This window comes from Paenibacillus piscarius (assembly GCF_022234545.1).
Classification (GTDB): Bacteria; Bacillota; Bacilli; order Paenibacillales; family Paenibacillaceae; genus Paenibacillus_AQ; species Paenibacillus_AQ piscarius.
On sequence record NZ_JAIEUI010000003.1, the window covers coordinates 261,800 to 276,000 of the forward strand.

9 protein-coding genes and 1 riboswitch are annotated in these 14,201 nt (G+C 56.6%); of the genes, 4 read left to right on the top strand and 5 right to left on the bottom strand.

Going from position 1 to position 14,201, the window contains the following annotated elements; translation table 11 throughout:
- Positions 1 to 13: 13 nt before the first annotated feature.
- Together K1558_RS07205 and K1558_RS07210 are read right to left on the bottom strand one after the other, a co-directional pair.
- Positions 14 to 2,470 carry a TPM domain-containing protein gene (locus K1558_RS07205; protein WP_238650718.1) on the bottom strand — a complete coding sequence of 819 codons (2,457 nt, stop codon included), beginning with the start codon at positions 2,468 to 2,470 and terminating at the stop codon, positions 14 to 16.
- Positions 2,471 to 2,645: 175 nt separating this feature from the next.
- Positions 2,646 to 2,789: a hypothetical protein gene (locus K1558_RS07210; protein ID WP_238650719.1), complete on the bottom strand. Its 144-nt coding sequence runs from the start codon at positions 2,787 to 2,789 to the stop codon at positions 2,646 to 2,648.
- A gap of 283 nt (positions 2,790 to 3,072) precedes the next feature.
- Between K1558_RS07210 and K1558_RS07215 the strand changes: the two genes are divergently transcribed.
- The gene (locus tag K1558_RS07215; RefSeq protein WP_238650720.1) at positions 3,073 to 6,213 is read left to right on the top strand and encodes an EAL domain-containing protein; all 3,141 of its coding nucleotides are present in this window, start codon (positions 3,073 to 3,075) and stop codon (positions 6,211 to 6,213) included.
- Between the two features lie 5 nt (positions 6,214 to 6,218).
- Here the strand turns inward: K1558_RS07215 and K1558_RS07220 are convergent, their stop codons facing one another.
- Positions 6,219 to 7,313 (bottom strand): GGDEF domain-containing protein, encoded by a 1,095-nt coding sequence (locus K1558_RS07220; protein WP_238650721.1) that lies wholly within the window; start codon positions 7,311 to 7,313, stop codon positions 6,219 to 6,221.
- A gap of 234 nt (positions 7,314 to 7,547) precedes the next feature.
- Positions 7,548 to 7,647: riboswitch (purine riboswitch) on the top strand.
- Positions 7,648 to 7,775: 128 nt separating this feature from the next.
- Between K1558_RS07220 and K1558_RS07225 the strand changes: the two genes are divergently transcribed.
- The 3 genes from K1558_RS07225 to K1558_RS07235 all read left to right on the top strand — a co-directional run bounded on the left by K1558_RS07225 (position 7,776) and on the right by K1558_RS07235 (position 11,428).
- On the top strand, positions 7,776 to 9,245 hold the full coding sequence (locus tag K1558_RS07225) for an NAD(P)/FAD-dependent oxidoreductase (RefSeq protein ID WP_238650722.1): 1,470 nt from the start codon (positions 7,776 to 7,778) through the stop codon (positions 9,243 to 9,245).
- A gap of 62 nt (positions 9,246 to 9,307) precedes the next feature.
- A complete protein-coding gene (locus tag K1558_RS07230; RefSeq protein WP_238650723.1) occupies positions 9,308 to 9,817 on the top strand; it encodes a P-loop nucleotide/nucleoside kinase family protein in 510 nt (169 codons plus the stop codon).
- An 87-nt stretch (positions 9,818 to 9,904) separates the two neighbouring features.
- Positions 9,905 to 11,428, top strand: a complete 1,524-nt coding sequence (locus tag K1558_RS07235) for a methyl-accepting chemotaxis protein (protein WP_238650724.1) — start codon at positions 9,905 to 9,907, stop codon at positions 11,426 to 11,428.
- A gap of 183 nt (positions 11,429 to 11,611) precedes the next feature.
- Here K1558_RS07235 and K1558_RS07240 read toward each other — a convergent pair whose 3' ends face one another.
- Together K1558_RS07240 and odhB are read right to left on the bottom strand one after the other, a co-directional pair.
- Positions 11,612 to 12,190: a nucleotidyltransferase family protein gene (locus K1558_RS07240; RefSeq protein ID WP_238650725.1), complete on the bottom strand. Its 579-nt coding sequence runs from the start codon at positions 12,188 to 12,190 to the stop codon at positions 11,612 to 11,614.
- A gap of 691 nt (positions 12,191 to 12,881) precedes the next feature.
- Positions 12,882 to 14,198: a 2-oxoglutarate dehydrogenase complex dihydrolipoyllysine-residue succinyltransferase gene (gene odhB, locus K1558_RS07245; protein WP_238650726.1), complete on the bottom strand. Its 1,317-nt coding sequence runs from the start codon at positions 14,196 to 14,198 to the stop codon at positions 12,882 to 12,884.
- Between the last annotated feature and the right edge of the window lie 3 nt (positions 14,199 to 14,201).

The window sequence follows — 14,201 nt, forward strand, 5'->3', positions numbered from 1 at the left end:
TGTACTCCTCAGGCTACCACTTGGAGCCGCCGGAGCTTCTGCCGGAGTTGCCTCCGCCACCGCCACCGCCGCCCCATGAAGATCCGCCGGAGGAACGTCCGCCGCTGCTGCTTCCGCCGCCCCAGGAGGAACCGCCGGAGGAACGCCCGCCACCGCCGCCAAACCCGCCGCCGCCGAAGCCGCCGCCGCCCGCAGAAGGCGGCCCGGAGGAATTCCGCTTACGCTCCTGTTCTCTGCGCTCCTGCTCCTGAAGCATGGCCATTCGGGCTGCGCGCTCGGCTGCCTCCTTCTGGCGGACCAGCCGGTTCGCTTCCTCTACGAAGTAAGAGATCTGTGAGGCATAGGCACGCTCTGTGTCCTCCAGATCCTCCAGATTATACGGGCTGGAGGATAGACCTTGCTGCAATACGGCGTACTCCGGCAGTGAGGAGAGCTGGAAGCGGCTCTGGGAAGAGATCCCCCTGCTCTGCAGCAGGCGGTATGCGGCATCAACGCGGCTTTGCCCGTCGGCGAACCGTCTTTTCAACTGCTCCAGCCGCTCATACAGCGAATCCAGGCTGCTGCTGATCTGGTTGAACCGGCTCTCCGTCTCATCCTGCAGGGCAATCAGCTGGTCCAGTCCGCTGCGCGCCTGGTCATATTCGGCACGCGTATCGCTGTTCCACGATTCGACCTGCGGCAATTCTCCCGCACCCTGGCGCAGGGCGGCCCCGGCCTCTTCCAGCATCTGTTCCGCTTCGTCCAGATGCCGCTGGACGAACTTGCGCTTCCCCTCCGCGATCAGGCCTTCCAGCCCTTTGCGCCGCTGGGTGAGCTGCTCCCATCTGCTGCGCACGTTCTCCAGATCCCTGCGGTTATTCGCGCGGAGCGTGGCCTGGCGCTCCGTCATGGCGACCGCTTCCACGAGCAGTGCATCCAGCTCCGCCCCGATGCGGCGGACTTCATCCATATCGCCGCTGTGCAGCGGCGCCTCCAGCGAACGGGCAACAGACTCAGCCTGCTCCAGGCGCTCGTACGGCTTCACCTTCATATTGTGCAGGGAGTGCTGGTCAATCATTCCGGCTATGCGGGTGCGGGTAGTCCCGAGTACGCCGGGAAAGCCCTTCAGCTTCTCTTCATACACCTCAACATCCTGCATATCCTGTTCAATTCTCTTCTGCGTCTCCTGCGCCTTGGCGGTAATCTCCTGGGCAGCAATGGGGTCAAATAACTCAAGCTCCTCTGCCTTGGCGGTATCTGCGGCGAGCTCCTGCAGATCTTCGGCAATCTCCTGCAGCGGATAACCGGTCTCCTGCGACGCTTCCTGCAATTGCTCCATCAGCTCAGGCGCGTCCTGCTTCAACTCTGTAATCTCCTGCTTGACATTCCGGTCGGCCTCGCTGACGATGGCGATCTTCTGCTCCTCTTCCTCAAGCGCAGCGCGGAACTCACCTTCTGTCCGCTCCAGCTCTTCGGCCGCGATCTTAAGCTCCGACAAGCGGAAGAACGCAGGCAGCGGGGCTTGCCCGGCGGTCTGCAGCGCAGACAGCTCTACCATCCGGGAGGTCAGGCGCTTCGAGATGCCTTCGACCAGCTCTCCGGTCTTGCCCTGCACGATCCCCTGAAAAGACTGAAGCGAATCAAGCGCACGGTTCGCCCGTACCAGCAGGTCCGCAACCGCCTCCCGCTGCTCAGCAAGTGCCTTCCGTCGGCGCATGCCGGTAATCACAACATAGAGCAGCAGAACCAGCACAGCAGCTCCGATCAATGCCGCTGCGAGCGGCAGGAGAGACTTCACGCGGCTTGGGCCGCTGCCGTTCCCGTTGACGCCAGTCCCGGTGCTGCCAGTGCCTGACGTAGTCCCGCCGGTCTCCGGCGCAGTGCTGCCAGACCCGCCAGTCCCTGGCGCAGTGCTGCCGGCCCCGCCGGTGTCCGGCGTAACTCCGCCAGTCTCCCCGTTCACGGCACCGCCGGACCCGCTGTCCATACCGGCGCTCTGCCCGCTGCTGCCGATCGTGTCCAGCGCCTTCATCACCGCGCTGATCGCTCCGGCGAAGTCCCCGTCTCTGGCAGACGGGTTGAAGTACGTCTCCAGTACGCTGCTGACCGCTGCACTGCCTGAGCCGCCGCCTTGCTCTGCGGACCAGGAATCCAGCGCACCTTGCAGCCCCTGATTAATGAAGCTGAGCTCCGTTTGCCGGTCTCCGTAGCTGATCAGCAGCAGGATGTCCCGGGGCTTCAGACCCCAGGTGTCATAGACATCGGCAGCATAGTCTGCCGGATCTGCGCCGTCCAGTGAGTCTATAATCAGAACATGGAACGTGTAGCGGTCGGTATCGGCCAGCCGGGTAAGGGTATCCATTTGCCGGGAGTTCAGCAGCCCGGCTTCATCGGTAACGACTCCCTGCGGCGCGGGGACCTCGGCAGCAGCGTAGACCCCGGGTATCCATAGCAGCGACAACAGTAAGACCAAGGCGAGGATTTTTCTCAATCTGACACACTCCGATCTGTAAGCTATTCTTCATAGTATGCTGTTTATTATACTACATCATTAAACATTCCGAAGGCGGCTTCCGCCACCTGCCCTTAATAAGACCTGAATCCGCCCATAAGCGCATAAAAAAAGCGCACCCCCTCGCAGGGATGCGTCTATATCACGGAATGGACTATCTGGCTTGCAGGCAGAGAATATATTGCAATCTGGACTTGATCTCTTTTTGCCATTTCAGATCTCCGACTTTCACAGCAAGATTGAGCAGATCCAGATAATCGTCAACCTGCAAGGCGGTCCGGGTAGTGGCTGCGTTCATGGGTCTTCAGTCTCCTTTTAACTCAAATATAGAAAATGGATGGGTGATAGAAATCCAATAATGATAATCATTATCAACTGTTATTGATATTATCCACATTTTAACCGTAAAAAGCAATATAAATCTAAAATTTTTTGCTTCTGAAGTGATAAAGAAAACGTTGCTGCGGTATTTGCGCATTTTATCAGATTTGAAGCAGGATATGCAGGAACCCTACCATATTTTGTCGAATAAGGTTGTATACATACGTTAGCCGATTTCACTTGGACAAAGGAGAATTGCGATGAAGCGGTGTCAATTGTTGCTTCTCATCAGCATGGTGCTCTTACTGGCGCCCCCCGCTGCCGCTAATGCCGAGAGACAGGAGATTAAGTATCAGGCAGAACTGGAGTATCCGCCCTATAAGTACATACAGAATGGCTATTTGACAGGATTCGACATTGATCTGACAAGTATGGTGTTTGAGAAGCAGGAATACCGGGTCCGGTTCAGCACCGGAGAATGGGAGGAGACATACCGCAAGCTGGCCGAGGGCACGATTGACACCACCGGGCTTATGGCTGTAAGCGAGGAGAGGAAGGAGAGCGTCCTGTTCTCCAGACCGGTGCTGAAGAGCCACATCTCCGTCTATTCGCGTCAGGGGCTCCGGGATGAGGTGAAGCTGGACACATTAAGCAAGTACAGGATCGGTGTAGGCAAGGGGCAGCACGCCGAGACCATCCTGCAGAGCAAGGTGGGCATTCCGCCCTCAGAATACATAGAGTATGCCACTGTACCGGAAGCGGTAAAGGCCCTGGAGCAAGGCGAGATAGACCTTCTGTTCGAGAATCAGGAGGTTGTGGATTATCTGATTACTACACAGGGGCTAACCGGAAATATCATACGTAAAATGAGTAATTTATACCCCCGGGATGTAGCATTTGGCATCAGCAAGTCCAGGCCGGAGCTGGTCTCTTATGTGAATGCGCGGTTAACGCGCCTGGAACGCTCGGGGGCTTTTGAGGAGCTATACCAGCAATATTTCTTCGTCCATTCCGATCACTATAATGCAATGAAGCGCAGCCGGGTGATCTCCGGCATTGCCTTTGGAACCGCTCTGCTCATCACAGCCGGCATTCTGCTCCGCATCTATATCCGGCGCCTGCGCCGGACGATTCACGCGGAGCAGGAGTTCTTCAAGGATGTGATCGAGAATACCGGAGTGGTGGTCTGGGCAGTGCATGAGGATAAACGCACCGTGCGCTTCAACAGGTATGCCGAGGCCATGACCGGACTGAAGGAGAAAGAGGTGCTCGGCGTAAGTATTGATGAGCTGCGCGGGCTTGAGGGCGGAGCAGCTGTGCTTCGGGACCTCCTTAGCCGGGCGGTACGGCAGGATTATGTGACTAATGTAGAGCTGAGGCTTCCCGACCGTTCCCCCGGCGCGCCTTATTTCTCTGTCCGCACCACCCTGATTAAGGGAATGGATGATGATGCGGAGAACCTGTATGTGCTGGTGGGTATCGATATTGATGAACGGAAGCAGAATGAGCTTAAGCTTCAGCTTAGCTATGAGGAGCTGGAGTCCACCTATGAGGAGCTGTCGGCGACGGAGGTGGAATTGCAGGACCAGTTCAGGAAGCTGGGGGCCAGTGAGCGCCGGTTCCGTCTGGCCTCGGAAGGATCGGGCGCTTATATGTGGGAGCTGGACTGGGAGAGCGGCGTCTACAAGCTCTCGGACCGCTGGTACGAGGTGATGGGGTATACAGAAGAAGAGATCAACGCCTTCGATGGAGGCGTTCTCAGCATTATTCACCCCGACGATCAGGAGTCGGCGCGCACTGCAAGACAGGAGCATCTGACCGGATTAACTCCGGTCTATGAGACAGAATACCGGATGAGAACGAAGCAGGGGGATTATATCTGGTTCGAGGTGCGGGGCAAGGCGATCGTGGACCCGAAGCAGCAGATTGTCCTGTTCCTTGGCTCTCTGATCGATATCAGCAAGCGCAAGCAGGCGGAGTTCAATCTGAGCACCAGCTATCAGGAGCTTGAAGCGACCTACGAGCAGCTTACCGCGACCCAGCAGGAGCTTGAGGGACAATATGATATGCTGCTGGAGAACCAGAAGAATATGCACCGGCTGGCTTACGTGGACTCGCTCAGCAATCTCCCGAACCGCCTCAGTCTGCTGGAGACGATGGAGAAGTATTTCCGGACCCCCGGGGGCAAGGCGGCACTGCTGTTCGTGGATACGGATAATTTCAAGTACATTAATGACACGTTGGGGCATAAATCCGGCGATATTCTGATCCGCAAAGCCAGCGAGCGCCTTCAATCGGTCATGCGCGAGGGGGATCTTCTGTCGCGTCTCGGCGGAGACGAGTTCGTCATCTTCCTCAAGGACATCAAGGGCCGTGAGGAGGTGCTGGAGCTGGCGGAGGAGATTATGCGTGCCTTCCGCAGGTCTTTTCTGATCGGGGAGAGCAATCTCTATGTCTCCTCCAGCATCGGTATTTCCTATTATCCGGAGGACGGGGAGACAACTGAAGAGATGCTGATGAATGCCGATGTGGCGATGTACAGGGCCAAAGAAGAGGGGAAAGGCACTTACGTCGAGTATGACAAATCGATGCATACCGTCTTCAATGACCGGATGAACATTGAGAAGCATCTGCGCAGCGCGATGAACAATAATGAATTCGAGCTGCACTATCAGCCGCAGATGGAGCTGGGGACAGGGCAGATCTCAGGCTTCGAGGCGCTGATACGCTGGAACAGCCCGGTTCTCGGATTCGTCTCGCCGCTCTCTTTCATCAAGGTAGCCGAGGATTCCCGGCTGATTATCTATATCGGGGAGTGGGTGCTGCGTGAGGCCTGCAGGTTCATGAACCGCATCCATGGGCTGACCGGAATCCCTTACCGGATATCGGTGAATATCTCCATTATCCAACTGCTGCAGGAAGACTTCGTGGAGATGGTGCTGGATAGCCTGAAGGAGAGCGGCCTGGCCGCGAGCAGCCTGGAGCTGGAGATTACCGAATCCATATTCATGGAGTCATTCGTGAGTACGGTCGGCAAGCTGGAGGCCCTCAAGGTCCGCGGCATCCGGATTGCTCTGGATGATTTCGGGACGGGCTATTCCTCGCTCAGTTATCTGCAGCAGCTGCCCATCTCCACGCTCAAAATGGATAAAATCTTTATCGACTCCCTGGCGGATAAGGCCTACAGCGAAGCTTTTGTCCAGATGATTATTGTCCTGGGGCACAAGATGGGCCTGGATGTGGTGGCCGAAGGCGTCGAGGATGAAGCGCAGCTGGACTTCCTGAAGGCCTCCGATTGTGATAAGGTGCAAGGCTATCTGATCAGCCGGCCGGTGCCGCAGCACGAGGTCATTGGTATGCTTGTTCCCCAGGAAAGAGATCAGGCAGAGGACCGGGAATAGAGGGCTTACAGAATTACCATCCTGTTCTTGCCGGTCTTCTTGGCCTGGTACAGGGCATCGTCCGCCTGCTGGAAGGTAGTGGTCTTGGAATCACTGCCTTGGTAGTCATGCATTCCGATGCTGACGGTAACCGGCTGATGATCCATTTCCCTGACCGGTAGACGGGCAATGCCGCTGCGTATGCGCTCCATGATCTGCCGGGATTCCTCCAGGGGCTTGGCGGTCAGGATAATGGCGAATTCCTCCCCGCCGTAGCGGGCGGCGAAGTCATCGGTTCCTATATGCTCCAGCATGACGGACGCCACCTGCTTCAGCACAATATCCCCGACCCAGTGTCCGTACTGGTCATTGACTTTTTTGAAATTATCGATGTCCACAATCGCCAGCTGCATGGGAAAAGGATTGCTCTGCTGATGGTCGATCAGCCAGCCCAGATATTCATGGAAGGTCTTATGGTTGTACAGGTCGGTCAACGGGTCGATTTTGGACAGACGGTCCATAATAATATTCTGAATACGCAGATCCTGCTCTGCCTTAACCGAATTCTCCAGCGACTGCATGAGATTACGGCCGCGGGCAATAACCCCGAACCCGGCCAGAGCCGTTCCGGCGAAAATCAGCGTAATGATGATGTTCTGGACACGCAGCGTGTAATCGTAGATCGAGGTATTAAGGAACAGAATGCTCACGTAGAGCAGGCAGATCACCGAAGAAACTTTGAGATAGTTCACCTTCAGACAGATCATGGAGACCAGCATCGGCAGTACCATTATGAGCGGCTTCACATGATAGTCCGGACTAAGATTCATTATAATCAATAACCCGAACAGATGGCTTGTAAGAATGATCGATATTTCGGATAACAACGGCTTACATCTATGGATAACTTCCAGAATCAGCAGAAGAGCCAATAGAATGGAGTCAGGAATTGCAATATGCCGGATGAGATAATCGGTGCTGGAGAACGAGGCCGGTCGGGTATCCATCGCTACAGCCACATAGAGCTGGGTTGTCAGATAGACCAGGAACACCACCCAAAACGCATTCAGGAGCATACGGTTCCAGTGCAGTTGACGGGGAGTTGGCGGCGGGATATGCATTTGATGTTCCTCTTTTCCGTTTTCCAGTGACAATATACTTAACTATATTCGACAAAAATCTGTATTTTCCTTCATAGTTCGGGGTGAGGAGTCGAATTGGGGTAATGTTCGTGTTTTGTGAAGATTGTTAGCTTTGGTCTTAATGTATTGCAGAATAAATAGTCTAAAAGCGAATTATTCGGTGTATTTATCATTGACACATTCGCATAAATTCTGTAGAATTCCAATTGCCCCGGAAGTTCGGGCGCAGCTGTTCGTATATCCTCAATGATAAGGTTTGAGGGTTTCTACAGGGGACCGTAAATTCCTGACTACGAATAGGGTGCATTTTGCATACCTATAAGTGGTCGGGATTTTTTGTTGTGATTGTAAGTGAAATGATATTTATCTATCACTGGAACGCTTCAGACTGCTGAGAATCAGGGACGAAGCCGTTTCACCCCGGGAGGAACATAAGAAGCTATGAATAAATACGATGTGATTGTTGTGGGAGCCGGTCCGGCCGGCATCTTCGCCTGTTATGAATTGACGCTTAAGGCGCCTGAGCTGAAGATCCTGCTGGTGGATAAGGGCCATGATATTTACCGCCGCCGCTGTCCGATTCTGGAGGAGAAAATCCAGCTCTGCCCGCCGGCCTCCGGCCGCAAGGAATTCGCGGGTTGTCTGCCGGCCTGCTCCATTACTGCGGGCTTCGGCGGCGCGGGCGCGTACAGTGACGGCAAATTCAACATCACCACGGAATTCGGCGGCTGGATGACGGATTATCTGCCTCCCTCCAAGGTGACGGAGCTGATCGAGTATGTGGACCGCATTAACCTGGAGCATGGGGCGACACCGGCAATTACCGATCCGACGACAGAGAGTATCCGCGGTATTGAGCAGCGGGGGTATGCTGCCGGTCTGAAGCTGCTGCGGGCACAGGTCCGCCACTTAGGCACCGAGCAGAACCTGGAGATCCTGAAATCCATCTATGAATATTTGAAGACACGCATTGATATGTTGTATAAATCAGAGGTAGAGGATATTGTGACCGTGAAGGAGGATGGCGGCCACCGCATTACAGGCATTACGCTGAAGAACGGGGAGAGCTATGAAGCAAGGCAGGTGATGATCGCCCCCGGACGGGACGGCTCGGCCTGGCTGACTGAAGTGCTGAAGAAGCGCAGGCTCAAAATGTACAATAACCAGGTTGATGTAGGGGTGCGCGTGGAGACCTCGGATGTGGTGATGCGGGAGATCAATGAGCATCTGTATGAGGGCAAATTCATCTTCAATACCTCAGTGGGCACGCGGGTCCGTACCTTCTGCAGCAATCCTTCCGGTCATGTGGTGGTGGAGAACCACAGCGGGGTGATGGCGGCGAACGGCCACTCCTATAAGGACCCTGCGCTGGGCTCAAAGAATACCAACTTTGCGCTGCTGGTCTCTCACACCTTCACCGAGCCGTTCGATAAGCCGAATGAATACGCGAGGGAAATCTGCAAGCGGGCCAACGATCTGTCGGGCGGCGGAGTCATTGTGCAGAAGTACGGGGATATCCTTCGCGGCCGCCGGTCTACGGAGACACGGATAAAGGAAGGGTTCCTGGAGCCTACACTGAAGGAAGCGGTGCCGGGTGATCTGGGATTGGTCCTGCCGTACATCACCATGAAGAGTCTGATTGAGATGGTTGAAGCTCTGGAGAAGGTGACACCGGGGATTGCTTCCGAGCACACGCTGTTCTACGGCGTGGAGGCGAAGTTCTACTCCGCCCGGCCGAAGCTGAACGAACAATTCGAGACCGAAATCTCCGGGCTCTACTGCGGCGGGGATGGTGCCGGCATTACCCGGGGCCTGGCGCAGGCCGGAGCAGCCGGCGTCTGGATCGCCCGGGCGATAATGGCGAACCGGGGAGCAGCAGCTCCGGCGGCGCAAACAGCCGAACGAGCATAGGCGAATCTGCTCTGCATGCTATACGGTATTCCTGAACCTATATCCCGAAGGAGAGTGAGAAGATGCTGTATATCTTTGGCGGATTGCCGGGAACCGGTAAGTCTACGTTATCATCAGCTCTGGCAAGAGAACTTCAGGCACCGTATCTGCGGGTTGATGTCGTAGAACAGGCTATGCGCGTTGCCGGGAGGGAGGTTAAGGGACCTGAGGGTTATATCATTTGTTACGAGATAGCGCGGCAGAATCTCCTTATAGGTCTGGATGTGATCGCTGACACGGTCAATCCTATCGGCTATACACGCCAGGCTTGGCGTAACGTAGCGGAGTCTCTTGGTCTGCCGTATGCCGAGATCGAGGTGGTCTGCTCAGACGAACAGGAGCACAAGGAACGTATCAACACGCGGACAACAGATATTCCAGGCTTCACACTGCCGGCTTGGGAGGATGTGAAGAACAGGTATTACGAGGCCTGGGACAATGATCACATCGTGATCGACACGGCTCATCACACGGTGGCGGAGAGCTTGGTGTCATTACGGGAGCAGTTACGTTTGAAGAATATTGTAGAATGATGGCTGCATAAAAATAGTTTCCTTAATTTAACTCTGCTGATATAATGTTAGAATACATAACATGATAGAGTGGAGTGAGCGTACAGGATGGGAATTCACCGGGGGAAGGCTGCTGTAACCATTGTTCTGCTGCTGTGTGTAGGTCTATACGGCTCGTGGCTTGAGATGTATTGGATGCATAAGCTGGTCTATCTGCTGCTGGCGGCGGCGCTTGCCGGATTCGTGCTGGACAACTGGCGCCGCGGGGCGCAGAGTATCCGGGAGCTTGCGGATTCCAAGGGCAGGGTGGAGCAGCTCGGCAATGAGATTGTGGTTACCGCAGACCGGCTGCATGGCGCGCTGGAGGAGATTACCCGCCACACTGAAGGGCTGCAGCAGACCGCAGATTATTCCCATGCCTATGAGGTGGACCTGCAGGTCCGCAGCAATGAGGCGAAGGCGAATATTGAGGGCGCTTTTGCCAGGATGGGCGGAGTTGCGGCAGTGACCGGACAGATTGAAGAGCTGGCCGGAAGACTGGATACAGTCATGCAGGCGGCGCGTGCGGGAATGGCTGAGATGGTGGATTCCCTGAAGAATACGGATGAGGTCATGGAGGAGCTCCAGGAGAGAAGCGGAGATATGCAGGACAAATTCACCGCATTAAGCGGGCATATTGCCATGGTCGAGGAGATGAACTCCCTGATTGTCGGCATCGGCAACGAGACCTCGCTGCTGGCCCTTAATGCCTCTATTGAGGCCGCGCGGGCGGGGGAGTCAGGCCGGGGCTTCGCGGTCGTGGCCGGACGGATCAGACAGCTTGCCGATCAGAGCCGTGACTCGGTAGAGCGCTCCTCAGCTGTGCTGCTTGATCTCAACCGCGGCATGCGAGAGGTGCTGGATTCGGTCACGAAGGAGCAGGCGGCGGTGGATCATGGTGTGAACGAAGTGACTACCGTCAAGCAGCGCCTTGGGGAGATCGCGGCCCGGGTTGAAGAGGTAGGCACCGTGGTGACGGAATCGGCAGCAGCGGCAGAGCGGCAGAGCCGGCTGATTGAGGAGATGACCGGCGAGCTGAGCGGCGCGGTGGGGATTGTCAATGAGACGATTGCCGGCGTCGATCTGACTCTGGAGCAGGTCACGCTCCAGCGGACACAGATCGGGCAGCTTAACGGGATCAGCGCCAGCCTGCTGCTCGAATCCCAGGCCTTGCAGCATTCAGTGAACGGCATTGCCGGAAGCGGAGCCATCGAGATGAGCCAATACACGGAACGGCTCCGGGAGATGCAGACCTTGCTTCAGGACATTACGGGCCGGCCGGAGATGTACAATCCAGAAGCAGATGCGGATGTCCATGGCAGAGTGCTGACAGCGTGTATGCGTCAGGTGCCGGATGTGCAGGCGATCTGGTCGAACCGGACAGACGGTACATTCATCTACTCCGAGCCTGCGGCCGGACTGCTGAATGCGAAGCGCCGTGACTGGTGGAACGGAGCGATGCAGGAAGGAGAGTTCGTATCCCAGCCGTATGTATCGGCGATTACGAAACGCTCCTGCATCACCCTCTCCAGAGCGATCAAGGACGAACACGGAGAGATCGTCGGTGTGGTGGGAATTGATCTGGCGGTGTGAAGATACAATATGGCTGCTGTACAAGGAGCAGGACAAAAAGCAGGCTATCCCCGGCGGGAACAGCCTGCTTTTTGTTTGCACAGGACAGCGGCAGTCACGGCTGTGACTGCACATAATATGTGACTGCACATAATATGTGACTGCACATAATATGTGACTGCACATCATAGCAGTGACCGGCCGCTAACGCTTCCCTGCCGGCAATATCTGCAGACCTGTCCAGATGCTATGCCAGTTCTTACGGGCAATCCTCTTCTCATAGACTGGCCAGAGCTGCGGATTGGCTGCGAAGTAAGGCGTGGGCCGCACCACCAGCTGAAGCGCATCCTCTACGCCATGGGGAGCTGCCAGAATCACTTCGCCGTCTTCACGGAGGGAGAGGCCCAGTGCTGTCGCCGTCTCCGGGAACTTGGACATGGCATCCGTAGACGACCGGTAAGGCTTCAGGTCATTGACCTTATGCATCCGGGCCTGGTTCTTGACCGACCAGGGGATTCCGGGATGCTGCTGCTTGAGGCGGGCCTCCAGGGCTTCATCCGCTTCCGGGCGCAGCTCGCTGCGGTCATAGTAGATAACATCAATATCCTGAAGCGGGGTCCGCTCCGTATATCCGTGCTGCACATCCCAGATCTTGGAGCGCACAAATCCGGCGCATACCCACCAGTCCGGCAGTTGCAGCGTTGCGGCTGAGGCCAGAATTTCCATCATCCAGGCATCCTCCTTCACCACCCGGAGAATGTCCGATTCATTATGGAGCTGCATATTTGGCACCTCTTTCTTAGCGCAGAATGATGGGATACAGGCAGGCGTTATTCCTTAGCGCTGTACCTAATCAGTCCATTATATACCATCCGTGCGGCATCATCATCGGGCTTAGAGAAAGAGACAAAGAGATTGGCTTGGAGAAGAGACGTTCATGCGCTTGCGTAAGCGGTTGGGGATGTCTCTTTTTCATTTTGGGGGGAGTGATGATGTAAGCGGAAAACCGAACACATTCGGCGTTACGTGGGGGCGCGGGCCAGATGTATGCGAAAAACAGTATACAATGGACTCGCGAAAGGCACGCGGGCTAAATGTATGCGAAAAACAGCATGCAATAGGCACGTTGAGGGTGCGTAGGCAGAATGTAATCGAAAAACCGATTACAATGGTCACGACGATGGCGCGAGGGCTGAATGTAATCGGAAAACCGACCACAATGGGCACGTTGAGGGTGTGTAGGCAGAATGTATTTGAAAAACCGACTACAATGGGCAACATCGAGGGTGGCTGCCGAAAACAGGAGGATGGTGGTATGAGCGGGGATGGCGGAGGAAGAGGAAGAGGAAGAGGAAGAGGAAGAGGCGGGGCAGCGGATAGGACTAAAAAGGCATCCGAGAAGCATAGGGTTACGCTCCAGCGGATGCCTTGGTGTTCATCAGATAAATAGTTGGAGTGCGGTGGGGCTGGTGAGTTAGCCTTCCAGCAGCAGCGACTCTGGGTCTTCCAGCAGCTCCTTGACCTTGACCAGGAAGCTGACTGCTTCGGAGCCGTCCACGATCCGGTGATCGTACGATAAGGCAATGTACATCATCGGGCGGTTGACGGTACGCTCCTCATCCAGCGCGATCGGGCGCAGCTGGATTTTGTGCATTCCGAGAATACCGACCTGCGGGGTGTTGAGAATTGGTGTGGACAGCAGGGACCCGAACACACCGCCGTTCGTGATCGTGAAGGTTCCGCCCTGCAGCTCCGGCAGGCTGAGCGTGTTGGCCCGCGCCTTGGAGGCCAGCTCGCCAATGCGGCGCTCAATCTCAGGGAAGCTCAGCCGGTCCGCATCGCGGACGACCGGCACGACCAGGCCTTCCTTGGCGGCGACGGCAATGCCGATGTCGTAATACTTCTTCAGCAGGAGATCTTCACCGTCGATCTCAGCATTGAGCATCGGATACGCCTTCAGCGCGCCGATGACGGCCTTGGTGAAGAAGGACATGAAGCCGAGTCCGACTTCGTGCTTCTCTTTGAAGGCATCCTTGCGGCGTTTGCGGATGTCGAGAATCGCGGTCATGTCCACCTCGTTGAAGGTGGTCAGCATCGCTGCCGTCTGCTGCGCTTCGACCAGGCGGCTGGCAATCGTCAGCCGCCGCCGCGACATGCGCTTGCGCTCGGTCGCTTTGCCGTCCTCGGCGTGCGGCGCCTTGCCTGCCGCTGCCGACGGCTTCGCCGGCTCCGGCCGGGCCGCCGCCGGAGCCGCTGGCGCAGCCTCCTGCGGCGCTGCTGCGCCATGGCCATTCACATCGGCCTGACCGATCCGGCCGATAGGGTCGCGGGCAGTGACCTCGCCGAGGTCGATGCCCCGCTCCCGGGCCAGCTTGCGCGCCCCCGGCGAAGCCAGGGCCGCAGCGCCGTCTGCCGCCGCACCTTCGGCGGCAACAGGGGCCGCAGCAGCGGGTGCAGCTGCTGCTGGCGCAGGCTCGGCAGCGGCAGGCGCGCTGCCGCCCTGCGATGCGCCGGCCGCGCCCGGCTGGCTGCCGCCAGCGGCCGCAGCCGCCCCGGCGGCGGTGTCGATGATGCCGATGGCTTCGCCAACGGCAACGTTATCGCCCGCCTGGCGGAGGATGGAGGAGATGACGCCGTCCTCCTCCGCACTGATCTCCAGATTGACCTTGTCGGTCTCAAGCTCGGCAAGCACATCCCCCTGGCCGACAGTGTCGCCCTCTTTCACCAGCCATTTGTAGATCGTTCCCTCGGAAATGGATTCGCCCAGATCGGGTACTTTAATTTCGGACACAGG

Coding starts and splice junctions, on each gene's coding strand:
- K1558_RS07215 (WP_238650720.1), top strand. CDS start 3,073: ATGAAGCGGTGTCAATTGTTGCTTCTCATCAGCATGGTGCTCTTACTG.
- K1558_RS07210 (WP_238650719.1), bottom strand. CDS start 2,789: ATGAACGCAGCCACTACCCGGACCGCCTTGCAGGTTGACGATTATCTG.
- K1558_RS07225 (WP_238650722.1), top strand. CDS start 7,776: ATGAATAAATACGATGTGATTGTTGTGGGAGCCGGTCCGGCCGGCATC.
- K1558_RS07240 (WP_238650725.1), bottom strand. CDS start 12,190: ATGCAGCTCCATAATGAATCGGACATTCTCCGGGTGGTGAAGGAGGAT.
- K1558_RS07230 (WP_238650723.1), top strand. CDS start 9,308: ATGCTGTATATCTTTGGCGGATTGCCGGGAACCGGTAAGTCTACGTTA.
- K1558_RS07220 (WP_238650721.1), bottom strand. CDS start 7,313: ATGCATATCCCGCCGCCAACTCCCCGTCAACTGCACTGGAACCGTATG.
- K1558_RS07235 (WP_238650724.1), top strand. CDS start 9,905: ATGGGAATTCACCGGGGGAAGGCTGCTGTAACCATTGTTCTGCTGCTG.